Source organism: Sinomonas terrae (assembly GCF_022539255.1).
Lineage (GTDB): Bacteria > Actinomycetota > Actinomycetes > Actinomycetales > Micrococcaceae > Sinomonas > Sinomonas terrae.
The window spans coordinates 1,862,952-1,878,526 of the sequence record NZ_JAKZBV010000001.1 but is presented as its reverse complement, the minus strand read 5'-3'; the positions used below and the strand labels follow the sequence as shown (position 1 = coordinate 1,878,526).

The window sequence follows — 15,575 nt, the reverse complement described above, 5'->3', positions numbered from 1 at the left end:
AGGCCCTCTCTGGTGTGTTGTGTCGGCCGCGGCGGGTCGACAGGTCAGCCCTTGACCGCGCCGGCGGTGAGGGCGGAGACGATGTAGCGCTGGAGGAATCCGTAGGCGATCAGCATCGGCACGACGGCGATCAGGATGGCTGCGGCGAGGCCCCCATAGTTTGTGGAGAACTGGCCCGTGAAGTTCAGCAGGCCCAGCGGCAGCGTCTTGCGGCTGTCCGAGCTGAGGATGGTCAGGGCCATGAGCAGTTCGTTCCAGGTGGAGACCGCGTCGAGGATCAGGACGGTAATCAGCGCCGGCTTCGACAGCGGCAGGACGATCTGGAAGAACATCCTCCAAGCGCCTGCCCCGTCCATCCGTGCGGCTTCGAGGACTTCGTCGGGGAGTCCGCGGAAGAAGGAGTGCAGGACCAGGACCTCGAAGGGGATGCCGAAGGCGAGGTACGGACCGAGGAGTCCGAAGAGGTTGTCGATCAGGCCGATGTCCTTGATCGTGATGAACAGCGGCACCAGGGCGATGTAGATCGGGATGGTGAGGCCGAGGACGACGCTGAACAGCACCGCTCCCTTGAACCGGACCCGCAGCTTGGCCAGGGCGAAGGCCATCATCGCAGAGATCAGCACGCCCAGGGGCACCTTCACCACAGCGATGATGATGCTGTTCCGATAGGTGGTGGAGAAGTTCCCGACCTTCCAGGCGTCGGTGAAGTTCTGGAACGTGAGCTCCTTGGGCCACGAGATGGGGCCACCGGAGAGGAAGTCGGACCCGGTGCGGATGCTGGTCGTGATGAGCAGCACGAAGGGCAGGAACCAGACGATTGCGGCGATGACGAGGGCGATGGTGCCCGCCAGGCTGCCCCGGCCACGGCGCTTGGGACGCAGCGGCTGGGCTTCAAGTGCCTGGCCAGTGGCCAGGACGGTCGTGTCGGTCGTCATGGCTTCTCACTCCTGATCTGCGAAAGGACGTAGGGGATGCCGAAGACCAAAGCGGCGAGGGTGATGACCACCGCGATCGCCGTGCCGTATCCGGCCTGCAGGTACTGGAAGACGTTGAAGTACATCCACGTGCCCAAGACCTGGGTCGAGTTGCCCGGGCCGCCGTTGGTCATCGCGAAGACCAGATCGAAGACCTTGAAGGACTCGATGGTCGAGAGGGCGAAGACGATGAGGTGGCTGGCGCGCAGTCCCGGCATGGTGATGTACCAGAACCGCTGCCACCGGTTCGCGCCGTCCGACTGGGCCGACTCGTAGAGCTCCTTGGGGATGCCCTGCAGGGCCGCCAAGTACAGCAGCATGGGGAAGCCCGTGCGGACCCAGATGCCTGGGATGATGACCGCCCACAGAGCGGTCGAGTCCTGCCCGAGCCAAGGCTGGGCGAGGGAACCGAGGCCGATGAGCTTCAGGATGGCGTTGACGCTTCCCTGGTTCGGGTCGTAGAGCCATCCCCAGATCGCCGCGACCGAGACCAGCGGCAGGACTGCAGGCATGTAGAACACGGTTCTAAGCAGCGGGGCGAGGCGCGAGCTCCCGTTGAGCAGCACTGCGAGGAGCAGGCCGAGGACCATGGGGACCACGATCGTCACCCCGGACCAGATGCCGTTGTTCTTCAGCGCCGTAAGGGCCGTGGGGTCCTGGGAGAGCTTGACGTAGTTCTGCAGGCCAACGAAGTGGCGCACTGGGCTGATGCCGTTCCAGTTCGTGAAGCTGATCCCGACGGACTGGATGGCGGGCCAGACGAGGAAGGCGGCGTAGACCGCCAGCGCGGGCAGGATGAACAGCCAGGGGTTCTCGAGGACCCGGGCACGGCGGGCTGCCACTGCCGCCGTGCCCGGTTTCGTCAGCGCAGACATCACTGCTGCTGCTTCAGCCCGTTCGGGACGACCGACTGCATCTGCTTGGCAGCAGCCGCCGGCGTCATCTGGCCCTGGACCACCTGGCTCTGGACCTGGAAGTACTGGTCCGCAAGAGACGGCGGGAAGGCCTGGTCCTGGATCGTGAAGAACGGCTGCGACGCGGCAAGCTTGGCGTTCGATGCCGAAAGCGGGTACTTGCTCGGGTCGGGCTGGGCGGCCGTGATCGTGGAGTTGGTGATCTGAAGGGCGTTGATCGTTGCCGGCTTTGCCAGGAAGTCGATCAGCTTCGCCGCCCCGTCCTGGTTCTGGGACGAGGCGCTGATCATGTAGCCCTCGACGAAGCCCGAATGGCGGGCCGGGGTCTTGCCGGTCGGGAGTTCGAACACGCCGTAGGCGGAGGGGTCCTTGGCCTTCTGCACCGCCGCGCTGTCCACCCAGGCACCCGCGATCGTGTAGGCGTACTGGCCGGTCGTGAAGGTGTTCTCCACCTGGGTGGGGTCCACGGCCATGACGCCCTTGGGGAGGTATCCCTTGTCGTTCCACTGCTTGAGCTCCGTGAACGACTGGACGACGACAGGGTCGTCCCAGCTGGCCTTGCCGGCCAGGAGCTGGTCGTGCTGGTCGGGGCCGGCGTTCTTCTCGAGCAGGTACTCGAACAGCCGCATGAGGTGCCAGCCGTACTTCCCGCCGGTGGCGAGCGGGACCTGGCCCGAGGCCACCAGCTTGTCGTTGGCGGCGAGGAGCTCGTCGTACGTGGTCGGCGGAGCGGAGATCCCGGCCTTCTCGAACGCAGTCTTGGAGTACCACGCCTCGATCGCCGCCTGGTAGATGGGAAGGCCGTACTGGGTGCCGTTCCACTTCATGCCGGACATGAGGTTCGAGGGCATGATCTTGTCCCAGCCGTACTGCTGGACGTACTTTGAAAGGTCGATCGCGAGTCCGCTCGTCCCGAATGGTCCGCCGAGGGAGCCGCCCCAGGTGCGGAACACATCGGGGCCCTTGCCTCCCACCAGCTCGGTGCGGATCTTGCCAGGGTAGACTGCGGCGCCCGAACCGGGCAGGTCGTCCACATTGACCTGGATGCCCGTCTGCTTGGTGAACTGCGCCAGCTGGTCCTTCAAACCCGGGATCTTCGGGGCGTCGTCGTAGGTGGCCAGCGTCAGCGCGCTCCCAGAGCCGCCTCCCGAGGACCCGCCCGAACCGCCGCCTGTGCAGGCGCTGAGGGCGATCCCAGCCAGGACTGCTGCGCCGCCTCCCAGCATCGAACGGCGGGACACATCAGAAGCCAGAACGCTCCTGAATCCTTGCCGGGACATTTTCGATTCGCTCATGAGGACTCCTCTGTCCGTGGATTGTGAGGAACATTTGATCTGTGGGGGGAATGAGGCTCTTTCGCCTCAGTCCGAGGTGGCCGGGGATTCCCCGTGGGCCTTCGGCCAGGGCCGCCCGTCCTCCAGTGCTGACTTGCGGCGCTGCATCGAGTATGAGTGTTATGCATAACACTCGTCAACCGGTTGGAAGGATCTTCTTTTTTCGCCCCGCTTCGAGGCGGTCTTCGCCGCATCCGGGAACCGTGTGGGATTGAGTCGAACCATTGGAGTTCGAAAGGGCTCCCGACGCTGCTGCCAGCTGCCGACCCCGGCCGGAACGACGGCGGCTCAGGCTCGGGTCGCTGCGGCCCAGGCGTCGGTGCGGAGGGTCCTGAGCCGGAGGATGCGGTCGGTTGCGGCGATCCACAGGTCATGGCCGTCTGGGCCCCCGAAGCAGAGGTTGCCGACGATCTGCGGGAGCAGGATGCGGCCGAGCAGCTCTCCTCGCGGGCTGAAGACGCGCACTCCCGAGAAGCTCGAGGACCACACGTTCCCGAGGTCGTCCACGGCGATGCCGTCCGCCACGCCGTGGTCGATGGCTGCGAAGACACGGCCGTTCTTGCAGCGTCGGCCGTCGACGACGTCGTAGGCCCGGATCCATCTGTTTCCCACGCCGGAGGGCTTCCGTATGGCCGAGGAGTCCGCCACGTAGAAGACGTTCCCGTCTGGCGAGAACGCCAGGCCGTTGGGCTCCTCGACATCGGTGACCACCGGGACGGCGTCCCCTGTCACGGGGTCTACCCGGAAGACCCACTGGTCCCCGTACTCGAGGTCTCCGGGGTGGCCCTCGTTCGGCTGGGTGATCCCGTAGAAGGGGTCGGTGAACCAGATCGCACCATCGGGTGCGATGACCACGTCGTTCGGGGAGTTCAGGCGGTGGCCCGACCAGGTGCCGACGATCTCGGTGACTGTGCCGTCCCGGTCCCGCTCGACCCTGCGTCGGCCGTGCGAGCACTGGACGACGCTGCCGTCGCGGTCGAGGGTCCGGCCGTTGACGAATTCGACGCCGGAGGCATAGACGGTCGTCCGGTTCGTCCGGGTCGAGTATTCGAGTATCCGGTCCTCGGGGATGTCGCTCCAGCGCAGGGCCCCCCGCCAGGGCAGCCATGTAGGCCCCTCGAACCAGCTGCCGCCCGTGTGGACCTCCTCCACGAGGGCGTTGGGCTCGACCAGCCCCTCGAGGCCCACCACCGACCAGTGTTCTGCTGCCTTGGAAGCCCCCTGCCTGGGGGGTGCCTCAGAGCCCAACCGAGCGCTCTCCGAGGCCTGCTGACGCGGTGTCTGCTGCCGGGTCTGTTGCCGGCGCCGCCTTCGGGCGCCCCGTTCGCTTGAGGCCGACTCCTCCGGCCAGGAAGAGCACGGCCAGCAGGAGCAGGCCCTTGAGGACGTCCTGGCCGGCCAGGCTCCAGCCGAGCAGGTTGAGCAGGCCATCGAGCAGGATGAAGAACAGGGCCCCGCCCCACACGCCGGTGGGGACGGCACGGCCCCCCGAGATCAGGGTCCCGCCGATGACGACAACGGCGATCGAGTCGAGGAGGTAGTCGTTGCCCAGGTCGATGGTGGGGGCGATGTAGGAGGAGAGCAGCGCCCCGGCGAGCCCTGCGAGGGCGCCGCTGGTGAGGTAGGCGACGGCCACTGTCTGCCAGGAGCGCACGCCCGCGTATTCGGCCGCGCGGCGGGACTGGCCAACAGCCAGGAGCGAGCGCCCGTAGGTCGTGCGGTGCAGCACGAGCACGACCAGGACCGAGAAGGCGACGAGGCAGAGGGCGAAGACGGGGACGCCCCCCGGCGCCCAGTTCAGGAAACCGTGCAGGGCCGGGGACGGACCGCCCTGGAAGTTGTTGCCCAGCGTCTGGGTGAACGCTGTCGCGATCAGCCCCGATGCCAGGGTGGCCACGAGCGGGGGCATCCTGACCAGTGTGATCGCGATGACGCTGATGACGGCGATGCCCAGGCCTGTGGCGACGCCGGCCAGCAGTCCGATCAGCCAGGAGCCGGCGCTGTCCGTGGCGCTGATCGCCGTGAACCCGGCCAGGGAGAGGACCTGGCCGACGGAGAGGTCGATGTTGCCGGCGCCTGCGCTGATGACGAGCATCTGGCCGATGCCCACGAGCACCAGGTAGGGGGCGAGGGCGAAGGCGAACGAGAGGGTCGAGCCGCCTCCACGTCCGGCGAGGAACACGGTGAGGACGAAGACGACCGCTGCGAAGGCGAAGGACCACGTCCAGGGCGGCAGGGCACGGTTCAGGAGCTTCATTTGGCGATCCTTTCCACCAGGCGGCGTCCGGCCAGGGCGGCGATGACGATGAGGCCCTGGATGGCCGGCTGGATGTTCGAGGAGAGGTTGAGCAGGCTCAGAAGGACGGTGAGCATGCCCAGGGTGGCGGCGCCGAAGAGGGTTCCCCAGGCGACGGCCCGTCCGCCCGAGAACGTTCCTCCGCCGAGGATGACCGCGGCGACGCTGATCATGGTGTAGCCGTTGGCGGAGTTGGGGTCTCCGCCGCCGATCTGGGAGGTCAGGGACAGTCCGGCGAGCACGCCGAGGACGCCCACGGCGGTGTACGCCCCGACGCGCACTGCGAGGGTGGAGCTGCCGCCGCGGAGGAGGGCGGTTGGGTTGCTGCCGAGGGCGCGGAACTTCACGCCGGTCCCGGTCCGCTGGGTCAGCGCCCAGACACCGGCTGTGAGCACGACGGCGACGAAGACCGGCACGGGGATGAGGGGCAGGGACCAGAGGCTGTAGTCCGAGAGCCACCCGGGGGCGATCCCGCCCGGCGTGGGCAGGAGGAACAGGCCGATGCCGAGCCAGATGAACGACGCTCCGAGGGTTGCGACCAGGGAGGGGACGCCGCGCAGCTGCACGAGGGCTCCGAGGACGGCGTAGCCGGCGACGAGGCCGACGAGGACCAGGAGGCCGAGCAGCGGCGAGGTCGCCAGGAGGGTTGCACTGACGGCTGTGACCAGCCCGACGAACGCGCCGATGCTCAGGTCGATGTCGCCGATGGACATCATGACCATCTGGGCCAGGGCGGCCAGCACGAGCGGCACGATCGAGGAGAAGACGAGGGAGAGCCCGTCCACGGACCAGACGTTCGGCTGGATGGCCCCGCACGCGACCATGATCGCGGCCAGGGCGACGACGGTCGTCCCGGCGGGGGCGAGCCGGTACGCCGTCCCCTTCGGGAGCGCCACCCTGGTCTTGAGCACCCGTGCGGGCGGGGCGGTGAGCTGCTGGGCGGTCATGCTGTCTCCTTTGCATCTTCCTTGACGGCGAAGGACATGGCGATGATGCGGTCTTCGTCGATGTCGTCCCCGACGAGCTCTCCGGCGAGCCGGCCGGCCCGCAGGACGTAGACGCGGTCGCAGTGGGCCATCTCGGTGTTCTCGCTCGAGTACCAGATGATGGTGCGGCCTCGTTCGGCCTCGTCGCGGATGAGCCCGTACAGGTCGGCCTTGGTGTGCACGTCGACGCCCCGGAAGGGATCGTCCAGCAGGATGGTGTCCGCGTCCGAGGCGAAGGCGCGCGAGACGATCACCTTCTGCTGGTTGCCCCCGCTCAGGCTCGTGATCGCGGCGTGCGCCCCGCCGCGGATGGCGAGCCGGTCGACCCATCTGCCGACCAGGCCCGCCTCCTGGCCGGGCGAACGCACGCCGGCCTTGGAGTACAGCCTCATGGCCGAGATGGTGAGGTTCCCGGCGACGTCCCACAGCGGAAGGATCCCGGAGCGCTGCCGGTCCCCCGGGACGTACGCGCGGCGGCGGCCGATGCGGACGCCGCGGCTCCCGCGCCAGAGGCGTTCGAGGATCTCCTCCTGGCCCTGGCCCGCGATGCCGGCCAGCCCGATCACCTCCCCGGGGCGGGCGACGATCTCGGCCGCGGCCCCCTGCACCGTGGTCACGGGCACCCGTACCGTGGGGTCTCCGGTCGCGGCTGTGCTGGCACGGCGGACGATGTGGCGGGCCTCGATGTCCCCGCCCATCTCTGCGAACAGGCCGCTCTCGTCGATCGAGGCCGCGTCGTGCTCGGAGACCACCGCACCGTCCTTCAGGACCGCGACCCGGTGGCAGACCGAGAGCACCTCGTTGAGGCGGTGCGAGACCAGCACGACCGCGACGCCGTCCGCTGCGATGCGCCGGACGTAGGCGTACAGGGCATCGGCGGATTCGCGGGTCAGCGACTCGGTCGGCTCGTCGAGGATGAGCACCCTCAGGTCCTCGGCGACGACGGCGCGGGCGATCTCGACCATCTGCCGTGCGCCGATGGAGAGGCTGTCGACGTAGTCCCCGGGGTGGACGCCGTGGCCGGGGAAGATCTCGTCGAGCGCTGCGACCGCCTTCCCTGCCGCTGCCTGCCGCCAGCCGAGGCCCGGGAGCATCGAGGCGCTGGAGAGGTAGATGTTCTGGGCGACCGTCAGCTCGGGGGCCAGCGAGGTCTCCTGGTAGGCCATCCGCACGCATGCGAAGCCCTCGCGGGCGCGGCGGGGCTTGCCGCCGACCTTCACGCTGCCGGAATCGGCTGCTTCGATGCCGCTGATGACCCTCATCAGGGTGCTCTTGCCGGCTCCGTTGTGCCCGACGACGCCGAGGATCTCGCCGGGGGCGACCTCGAGGTCGACGCCGTTCAGCGCCAGGGTCGGGCCGTAGCGTTTGACTGCCGCGCTGATGCGGATGACGGGCTCGTCCGTCTTTCGGGGGCCTGCGGCGGCATGGGCGGCCGACCGGGCTCCTGTGCTGGTGTCTCTGGCCATGGACATGGTGCCTCTTCTTCGTAGGCTCTCTAGTTGGTGGGGATGGGCGGGGCGACCAACTGGTCGCCCTGCTTGGACAGGGCGATCTGCTGGTCGACGAGCTGCTGGGTCCACTGCCAGGAGGCGATCTGGTCCTGGCCGACGACCTTCAGCCACTGGTCGCGGGTCTGCTGGGTGATCTCCACGGAGGGGAATGTCGTGGTCTTGCTGACGTCCTTGCCGTGGTAGATGTCCAGGGCGGTGTACAGGGCGGCGACGGACTCGCCCGGGTCGGACATGATCGCCACCGATCCTGCCCCGACCTGGTTGCCCTTCCAGTAGCGCAGCGCCTGGCCGCTGGGCTCGAAGGTCACCGCGGGAATCGGCCGGCCGGCGGAGGCGAATGCCTGGGCGATGCCGAACCCGTCGCCGCAGCCGGCGACGCCGTCGACCTTGGGAAGGCTGGCGATCATCCCGAGCACCGCCTTCTGGGCCTCGGCGCTGCTGCAGTACCCGGTGTCGGTCCCGACGACCTTGATGCCCGGGTAGCCCTTCAGGACGTCCTTCTGCTCCGCGTAGTACTCGGCCTCGGGGGCCGAGCCCACGACCCCGCGCGAGATCAGCAGGTTGCCCTTGCCGCCCATGCCCTTCGCCACCGCCTCGGTGGCCGTCTTCGCCCACTGCGTGAAGCTGTCCGTCACCACGTAGGCGCACTTGGCGTCAGAACCGATGCCGCTGTCGAAGACCACGACCTTCACCCCCATGTTGCACGCCTGGTTGATCACGGGAACCAGCGCGGTGGGGGATGCCGGGTCGATCAGGAGGATGTCCGGCTTCGAGAGCAGGACGGTCTTGATCTGGGAGATCTGGTCGGTGGCCGAGTTGTTGCCGGGGGCGTTGGCAACCGTGAAGCTCTTGATCGTCCCGGCAGCCTGGGCCTGCTTGGCCGCGTTCTGGAAGTCGTCGATCATCGACTGACGCCAGGAGTTGCCGATGTAGGCGTTCGACAGGGCGACGGTAGGCGGCCCGCTCGCCCCGGCACTGCCGCCCGAGGCCCCGTTCGACCCTCCCTGGCCGCATGCGGCCAAGCCCGCGGCCATGAGCGCCGCGATGCCCGCCGTGGCTGCGAACCGCACAGTCTTGCGCATTCCGAATCTCCTTCGACTGGACGTGGGGGAAGTGGTTTCCGAGGGCCGCGCTGGAGCAGGCGATGGTTCGCCGGGCCTCTGGAGCTGGTGACCAGTATCACCACACTTTCCCATCCCAAGCAACCGGTTGACCAATCCGAACCTTCCGCCTACCTTGGATGGAGGCAGTTCGACGAGCAGCCCCCAGACCAGTTCCCAGGAGTCAGTGTGGACACCCCCACTTCCGTGGAGCGGTCGGCCGTCAAGAAGGTCGCCCTCCGCCTCGTGCCCTTCGTGGCGCTGATGTTCTTCATCAACTACCTCGACAGGACGGCGATCTCCTTCGCCGGCCCCAACGGGATGAACCACGACCTCGCCCTCTCAGCCGCGCAGTTCGGATTCGCCTCGGGCGTGTTCTTCATCGGCTACATCCTGCTCGAGGTGCCCAGCAACCTCGCGCTCCACCGGTTCGGCGCCCGCCGCTGGCTGGCACGCATCATGGTCAGCTGGGGCATCGTGGCCGCCCTCTTCACGTGGGTGCCCAACTCGGAGGGCCTGTACCTCCTGCGCTTCGCGCTCGGCGTCGCCGAGGCCGGCTTCTTCCCCGGGGCCATCCTGTTCCTGAGCCTCTGGGTCCCCGCGAAGCACCGGAGCAGGATCCTCGCCCTGTTCTACCTGGCCCAGCCGCTGACGACCGTGATCGGCGCGCCGCTGGCCGGCGCGCTCATGCAGCACGGCGTCTTCGGCCTCGAGGGCTGGCGCTTCATGTACCTCGCCGTCTCGCTCCCGGCGATCGCCATCGGCGTCCTGTGCTGGTTCTTCCTCTCCGACAGGCCGGGCCAGGCCAAGTGGCTCACGCCCGCCGAGAAGGAATGGCTCACGGCCACGCTCGCCAAGGAGGCGAAGACCTCGACCGCGGGCCAGCACGTCAGCGCATGGAAGGCACTCGGCAACGGCCGCGTGTGGACCCTCTCCCTCATCTACTTCGGCTTCATCTACGGCCTCTACGCGCTCGGGTTCTTCCTGCCGACGATCATCAAGGGCTTCGAGGCCCAGTTCGGCACCAGGTTCGACGTCTTCCAGCAGGGGCTCATCACCACGATCCCGTACCTCCCCGCCGCCGTCGTGCTCTGGCTCTGGTCCCGGGACGCCACACGCCGCGGCGTCAGGACCTGGCACATCGCGGTCCCGGCCGCCGTCGGCGGCGTGAGCATCCCCCTCGCCCTGGCGACGAACAACCCGGCCGCGACGGTCGCCGTCATCACCGTGACCGCGTGTGCGATCTTCGCGGCCCTGCCGAACTTCTGGACCGTCCCGACGCAGTTCCTCACAGGGGCTGCGGCGGCCGCAGGCATCGCGCTGATCAACACGGTGGGCAACATCGCCGGCTTTGCCGCCGGGTACGTCACCGGTGCGCTCAAGGACTGGACCGGAGGCTACCTCGTCCCGATGTCCGTGGTCGGCGGGTTCATGGTCCTCTCCGCGGTCCTCATGGTGGTGCTCGCCCGCCGCGGGGGCGCCGGGCGAGCGGCCTCCGAGGACGACGCCTCCGCGACGGCCGTCGCGCACTAGCCAGCTGCCTCTTCCCAACCTCTCAGCCATCGACGCCCCCAAGCAGGAGCCTCCCTATGACCCGCCTCTTCAATGACCCGGCCGCGTTCGCCGACGAGATGACCGAAGGCTTCGTCGCGAGCCACCGTCGCTGGGTGCGACGCGTGCCCGGCGGGGTCGCCCGGCGGACGGCGACCCGCGAGGGCGGGGCGGCGATCGTCGTCGGCGGCGGCTCGGGCCACTACCCCGCGTTCGCCGGGCTCGTCGGCCCGGGCCTGGCGCACGCCGCGGCGATGGGGAACCTGTTCGCCTCCCCCTCGGCGCAGCAGGTCCATTCGGTCGCGAAGTCTGTGGAGGCCGGCGGCGGCGTTCTGCTCGCGTACGGCAACTACGCCGGCGACGTCCTGCACTTCACCCAGGCCCAGGAGCGGCTGCGGGCCGAGGGCATCGACTGCCTGAGCATCGCCGTGACCGACGACGTCTCGAGCGCTTCCCTCGCCGAGAAGCACAAGCGCCGCGGCATCGCGGGCGACCTGACCGTGTTCAAGGTCGCCGGCGCCGCCGCAGAGGAGGGCCGGCCCCTGGCCGAGGTCCACGCCCTGGCCGTGAGGGCGAACGAGCGAACCCGCTCCCTCGGCGTCGCCTTCACCGGCTGCACCCTCCCGGGCGCCCGCGAGCCGCTGTTCACGGTCCCCGCGGGCCGCATGGCCGTCGGCATGGGCATCCACGGCGAGCCGGGCATCGGCGAACAGGACGTCCCGACGGCCGACGGGCTCGCCGAGCTGCTCGTCTCCCGGCTGCTGGACGAGGTGCCCGAGGGCGTTCGGGCGAGCGGCGCCAGAGTGGTGCCGATCCTCAACGGTCTCGGCGGGGTCAAGTACGAGGAGCTGTTCGTGGTCTACCGGCGGGTGGCCGAGCTGCTCGCCGAGGCCGGAATCGAGGCCGTGGATCCGCAGGTCGGCGAGCTCGTGACCTCCTTCGACATGGCCGGGACCTCCCTGACCCTGTTCTGGCTCGACGAGGAGCTCGAGAGGCTCTGGCTCGCCCCCGTCGACGCCCCCACGTTCCGCCGCGGCAGCGTCGAGGCCGAAGGCGATGTCCTCCCCGACGCAACCGCCGCCGCGGAGGCCGACGTCCCACCGTCGTCAGCTGAATCCCGTCAGTCCGCCGCCCGCGTCCTGGCCGCGCTCGAGGCCGCCCGCGCGACGATCGACGCGAACGCCGACGAGCTCGGCCGAATCGACTCCGTCGCCGGCGACGGCGACCACGGCATCGGGATGCAGCGCGGCGTCCATGCCGCCTACGACATGGCTCGGGACGGTGTCGCCCACGGCGCCGGGGCAGGCACCGCCCTCGTATGGGCCGGGGACGCCTGGGCCGACAAGGCCGGCGGCACCTCCGGCGCACTCTGGGGCATGGCCCTGCGCGCGCTCGGAGAGGCAGTGGGCGACGACGACGCCCCCGACGCCGCCCGCGTCGCAGCCGGCGTCGCAGCCGCAGCCGACGCGATCGTCGGCTTCGGCAAGGCCCAGATCGGCGACAAGACCCTCGTCGACGCCTTGCTCCCCTTCAGCAGCACGCTGACCCAGCGCGCCGCCTCAGCGGGGCTGGCCGGCGCCTGGGACGAGGCGGCCACGGCAGCCGAGCGCGCAGCCGCCGGCACGGCGAACCTGCTCCCCCGCATGGGCCGCGCCCGCCCGCATGCGGAGAAGAGCCTGGGCACCCCGGACGCCGGCGCGGTCTCCCTCGCCCTCGTGGTCCGGGCCGTCCACACGACCCTGACCAGGAACGAAGCACCGGAATGGAAGGAAGCAGAAGTATGAGCCAGAAGCTGAGGATCGTCGTCGGCTCCGATGACGCCGGCTACGAGTACAAGGAGGCCCTCAAGGCCGACCTCGAGGCCAGCGGGCTCGTCGAGGCCGTGGCCGACGTGGGCGTCGACGCCGAATCGCACACCCCCTACCCTTCGGTCGCGATCGCCGCCGCCGAGCTCGTCGCGGCAGGCAAGGCCGATCGCGCCCTGCTCGTGTGCGGCACCGGACTCGGGGTGGCGATCGCGGCGAACAAGGTCCCCGGCGTCCGCGCGGTGACCGCCCACGACCCGTTCTCCGTCGAACGCTCGGTCCTGAGCAACAACGCCCAGATCCTGTGCTTTGGCCAGCGAGTCGTCGGCCTCGAGCTCGCCCGACGCCTGGCCAAGGAATGGCTCGCCTACCGCTTCGATGAGACCTCGCCCTCGGCCGCGAAGGTCCAGATCCTGAAGGACTACGAAGGTGTCCCCTCGTCCTGCTGACACTTTTCCTGCCCGCACTGCTCCCGCCCGCACCGTGCTGGGCGTGAGCCTGAAGATGTACTTCGGCTACGAGCGCACCCTCGCCTGGTCACGGGCCGTCGCCGGGGCAGTCGCCGCGAACGCTGCGGCCCGCCGTGCGGTGGCCGAAGGCGAGGTCGAGCTGTTCGTCCTGCCCACCGCACCGGCCGTCCTCGCCGCCCGCGAGATCCTCGCCCCAGCCGGGATCGGCGTCGGCGGCCAGGACCTCTCCTGGGCCGATGCGGGCGCGTTCACCGGCGAGCTCAGCGGCGCCGTGCTCGCCGAGCTGGGCTGCGGCTATGCCGAGGTCGGGCACGCAGAGCGCCGCCGGCTCCTCGGCGAGGACGACGCCATGGTCGCCGCCAAGACCGCAGCCGCCCTGCGCAACGGCCTCACCCCCGTCCTGTGCGTGGGCGAGCCCGAGCGCGGAACCGCGGAGGACGCCGTCGAGCACTGCTGCCGCGAGCTCGCCGCCGTGGTGAATCCCCCGGGACTCGACGCCGCCCCAGCCGGACGCCTGATCCTCGCCTACGAGCCCCACTGGGCCATCGGCGCCCCGGAGCCCGCTTCCCCGGCGCACGTCTCCGCCGTCGCCGAGGGCCTGGCCGAGACCCTCGCGTCCCTCCCCGGGCGCGAGGGCAGCCAGGTCCTCTACGGCGGCAGCGCCGGACCGGGCCTGCTCGCCAGGCTCTCCCCCGCCGTCGCGGGCCTGTTCCTTGGCCGCTTCGCCCACGATCCGGCCGCCTTCGGCGCGGTCCTGGCCGAGGCCACCGCCCGCGCAGGGCAGGGGGCAGCGGCATGACCCGCCAAGGCAGCGTCGGCCAGGGCAGGATCGGCCTGAGCACCTACGCCCTGTTCTGGGAGCTCAGCGACCGGGTCCCGGACCCGCTGAGCCTCGCCGGCGCCGTCGACCGCGCGCGCGAGCTCGGGCTGGGCCTGCTGCAGATCTGCGACTACCCTCCGCTCGAGATCCTCGACGAGGTCGCGCTCAAGGAACTCCGCGGGCACGCCGACGCCCGGGGAGTCGCGCTCGAGGTCGGCACGAAGGGCATCCGCCCAGAGCGGCTCCGCCGCTTCCTGCGCATCGCCCAACTGCTCGGCGCGACCGTGGTGCGCAGCATGCTCAACACCCCGGACCCAGACATCTTCGCGGGCGCAGGCGAGATCGGGCACGCTCCCTCGGTGGCTGAGGCCGTGACGATCCTGCGGGAGCTGATCGGCGAGTACGAGGAAGCAGGGGTCAGGCTTGCCCTCGAGACCTACGAGCAGGTCCCCACCGCCGACCTCCTCGCCGTCGTCCGCGCCGTGGGGAGCCCGAACCTGGGGGTCTGCTCCGACCCGGCCAACAGCGTCGCGGCGCTTGAGAACCCGCGCGCCGTGGTCGAGGCCGTGGCCCCGTACGTGCTGAACATGCACGTCAAGGACTTCGCCTTCCGCCGCCAGGACGGCTGGGTCGGGTTCGTCTACTCGGGCGCCCCGATGGGCGAGGGCCTCCTCGACTATGACCACATGGCCGCCGCGATCCGACCGGCCGAGAAGAACATCAACCAGATCATCGAACACTGGCTGCCCTGGCAGGGCTCCCCCGAGGAGACCCTCGCCGCCGAGCGCCGGTGGACCGACCAAGCCATCGAATATCTGAGGAGCAAGGGAAATGACTGAGCAAGCAAACGGAACCGCCGAGCAGCTGACCGTCGCCGTGATCGGGGCCGGAGGGAAGATGGGGCTCCGGGTCTCGGCCAACCTGCAGAAGTCCGAGCACACCGTCTACTACAGCGAGAACTCCCCCGCCGGGCAGGAGCGCGTGCGCGGCTTCGGCCGCGACATCACCCCCACCGAGGAGGCGATCAAGGACGCCGACGTCGTCATCCTCGCCGTGCCCGACGTCGTCCTGGGCAAGGTCTCCGAGGGCGTCGTGCCGCAGCTGAAGCCCGGCGCGATCCTGCTGACCCTCGACCCGGCCGCCGCCTACGCCGGCCTTCTCGCCCAGCGCGAGGACGTCGTCCAGGCCGTCGCGCACCCGTGCCACCCCTCGGTGTTCCTCGAGCGCACCACGAAGGAGGAGTGGGCCGACACCTTCGGCGGCGCCGGCGCACCGCAGAACGTCGTCGCCGCGATCGACGACGACGCCCCCGCCAATGCGCGCGAGCGCGCCGAGGCCGTCATCCGGACCATGTACGCCCCTGTAATCGACGTCCACTGGGTGACCGTCTACCAGCTCGCCGTCCTCGAGCCCACCCTCGTGGAGACCGTTGCCTGCATGATCGGGACCCTGCTGAACGAGGCACTGCACGAGACCGTCCACACTGTCGGCGTCCCCGAGGAAGCGGCCAAGGCCATGCTCTTCGGCCACACCCAGATCGCCCTTACCAACGCCCTCCGAGGATCCAACCCCTTCTCCGAAGCCTGCGAAATCGCGATCCAGTACGGCAAGCGGAGCATCATCAAGGACGACTGGAAGAAGATCTTCCAGGACACCGAACTCGACACCGTCATCGCCGAGATGCTCAAGCTCGACAAGGTCAAGCGCTAGCCGACTGCCCGACTGTCTGGCGGAGGCCGTCACCGAGGGCCTCCGCCAGACAGTCCCGGCCCAGGGCTCTCGGGCACTCCGTCGCCGACGAGGGCTGAGGGACC

The 15,575-nt window shown here is 69.5% G+C and carries 14 protein-coding genes; 6 read left to right on the top strand and 8 right to left on the bottom strand.

All coding sequences use genetic code 11. The annotated features are described in order from the left end of the window. Positions 1–44: 44 nt before the first annotated feature. From L0M17_RS08765 to L0M17_RS08730, 8 genes are all read right to left on the bottom strand, one after another. A complete protein-coding gene (locus L0M17_RS08765; protein WP_241053566.1) occupies positions 45–935 on the bottom strand; it encodes a carbohydrate ABC transporter permease in 891 nt (296 codons plus the stop codon). Then, a complete protein-coding gene (locus L0M17_RS08760) occupies positions 932–1,849 on the bottom strand; it encodes a carbohydrate ABC transporter permease (RefSeq protein ID WP_241053565.1) in 918 nt (305 codons plus the stop codon). Before L0M17_RS08760 ends, L0M17_RS08765 begins: the two co-directional genes overlap by 4 nt. Beyond that, positions 1,849–3,183 carry an ABC transporter substrate-binding protein gene (locus L0M17_RS08755; protein ID WP_241053564.1) on the bottom strand — a complete coding sequence of 445 codons (1,335 nt, stop codon included), beginning with the start codon at positions 3,181–3,183 and terminating at the stop codon, positions 1,849–1,851. The genes L0M17_RS08760 and L0M17_RS08755 overlap by 1 nt, the downstream gene beginning before the upstream one ends. A gap of 327 nt (positions 3,184–3,510) precedes the next feature. Then, positions 3,511–4,413: an SMP-30/gluconolactonase/LRE family protein gene (locus L0M17_RS08750; protein WP_241053563.1), complete on the bottom strand. Its 903-nt coding sequence runs from the start codon at positions 4,411–4,413 to the stop codon at positions 3,511–3,513. A 46-nt stretch (positions 4,414–4,459) separates the two neighbouring features. Further along, the gene (locus L0M17_RS08745; RefSeq protein ID WP_241053562.1) at positions 4,460–5,479 is read right to left on the bottom strand and encodes an ABC transporter permease; all 1,020 of its coding nucleotides are present in this window, start codon (positions 5,477–5,479) and stop codon (positions 4,460–4,462) included. Further along, positions 5,476–6,465 carry an ABC transporter permease gene (locus L0M17_RS08740; protein ID WP_241053561.1) on the bottom strand — a complete coding sequence of 330 codons (990 nt, stop codon included), beginning with the start codon at positions 6,463–6,465 and terminating at the stop codon, positions 5,476–5,478. Before L0M17_RS08740 ends, L0M17_RS08745 begins: the two co-directional genes overlap by 4 nt. Next, positions 6,462–7,976, bottom strand: coding sequence for a sugar ABC transporter ATP-binding protein (locus tag L0M17_RS08735; RefSeq protein WP_241053559.1), 1,515 nt, complete (start codon positions 7,974–7,976; stop codon positions 6,462–6,464). Before L0M17_RS08735 ends, L0M17_RS08740 begins: the two co-directional genes overlap by 4 nt. 23 nt (positions 7,977–7,999) lie before the next feature. Next, a complete protein-coding gene (locus tag L0M17_RS08730; protein ID WP_241053558.1) occupies positions 8,000–9,097 on the bottom strand; it encodes a substrate-binding domain-containing protein in 1,098 nt (365 codons plus the stop codon). Positions 9,098–9,304: 207 nt separating this feature from the next. On the opposite strand from L0M17_RS08730, the gene L0M17_RS08725 reads away from it, so the two are divergent. From L0M17_RS08725 to L0M17_RS08700, 6 genes are read left to right on the top strand one after another with little or no spacing between them, the layout of a single operon-like run. Further along, positions 9,305–10,648, top strand: coding sequence for an MFS transporter (locus L0M17_RS08725; protein WP_241053557.1), 1,344 nt, complete (start codon positions 9,305–9,307; stop codon positions 10,646–10,648). A 56-nt stretch (positions 10,649–10,704) separates the two neighbouring features. After that, positions 10,705–12,450 carry a dihydroxyacetone kinase family protein gene (locus tag L0M17_RS08720; protein WP_241053556.1) on the top strand — a complete coding sequence of 582 codons (1,746 nt, stop codon included), beginning with the start codon at positions 10,705–10,707 and terminating at the stop codon, positions 12,448–12,450. Continuing rightward, positions 12,447–12,920 (top strand): ribose-5-phosphate isomerase, encoded by a 474-nt coding sequence (locus L0M17_RS08715; protein ID WP_241053555.1) that lies wholly within the window; start codon positions 12,447–12,449, stop codon positions 12,918–12,920. Before L0M17_RS08720 ends, L0M17_RS08715 begins: the two co-directional genes overlap by 4 nt. Further along, complete coding sequence (locus L0M17_RS08710) at positions 12,901–13,740, top strand: triose-phosphate isomerase family protein (protein ID WP_241053554.1); 840 nt, start codon at positions 12,901–12,903, stop codon at positions 13,738–13,740. The genes L0M17_RS08715 and L0M17_RS08710 overlap by 20 nt, the downstream gene beginning before the upstream one ends. Then, complete coding sequence (locus tag L0M17_RS08705; RefSeq protein WP_241053553.1) at positions 13,737–14,600, top strand: sugar phosphate isomerase/epimerase family protein; 864 nt, start codon at positions 13,737–13,739, stop codon at positions 14,598–14,600. The genes L0M17_RS08710 and L0M17_RS08705 overlap by 4 nt, the downstream gene beginning before the upstream one ends. Then, entirely contained in the window at positions 14,593–15,471 is an 879-nt protein-coding gene (locus tag L0M17_RS08700) for a phosphogluconate dehydrogenase C-terminal domain-containing protein (RefSeq protein ID WP_241053551.1), read from the top strand. The genes L0M17_RS08705 and L0M17_RS08700 overlap by 8 nt, the downstream gene beginning before the upstream one ends. Positions 15,472–15,575 lie beyond the last annotated feature (104 nt).

Excerpts from the sequence above, each read along its gene's own strand:
- L0M17_RS08700 (WP_241053551.1), top strand. The coding sequence starts at position 14,593 with ATGACTGAGCAAGCAAACGGAACCGCCGAGCAGCTGACCGTCGCCGTG.
- L0M17_RS08765 (WP_241053566.1), bottom strand. The coding sequence starts at position 935 with ATGACGACCGACACGACCGTCCTGGCCACTGGCCAGGCACTTGAAGCC.
- L0M17_RS08740 (WP_241053561.1), bottom strand. The coding sequence starts at position 6,465 with ATGACCGCCCAGCAGCTCACCGCCCCGCCCGCACGGGTGCTCAAGACC.
- L0M17_RS08720 (WP_241053556.1), top strand. The coding sequence starts at position 10,705 with ATGACCCGCCTCTTCAATGACCCGGCCGCGTTCGCCGACGAGATGACC.
- L0M17_RS08715 (WP_241053555.1), top strand. The coding sequence starts at position 12,447 with ATGAGCCAGAAGCTGAGGATCGTCGTCGGCTCCGATGACGCCGGCTAC.
- L0M17_RS08745 (WP_241053562.1), bottom strand. The coding sequence starts at position 5,479 with ATGAAGCTCCTGAACCGTGCCCTGCCGCCCTGGACGTGGTCCTTCGCC.
- L0M17_RS08730 (WP_241053558.1), bottom strand. The coding sequence starts at position 9,097 with ATGCGCAAGACTGTGCGGTTCGCAGCCACGGCGGGCATCGCGGCGCTC.
- L0M17_RS08735 (WP_241053559.1), bottom strand. The coding sequence starts at position 7,976 with ATGTCCATGGCCAGAGACACCAGCACAGGAGCCCGGTCGGCCGCCCAT.
- L0M17_RS08705 (WP_241053553.1), top strand. The coding sequence starts at position 13,737 with ATGACCCGCCAAGGCAGCGTCGGCCAGGGCAGGATCGGCCTGAGCACC.
- L0M17_RS08755 (WP_241053564.1), bottom strand. The coding sequence starts at position 3,183 with ATGAGCGAATCGAAAATGTCCCGGCAAGGATTCAGGAGCGTTCTGGCT.
- L0M17_RS08760 (WP_241053565.1), bottom strand. The coding sequence starts at position 1,849 with ATGTCTGCGCTGACGAAACCGGGCACGGCGGCAGTGGCAGCCCGCCGT.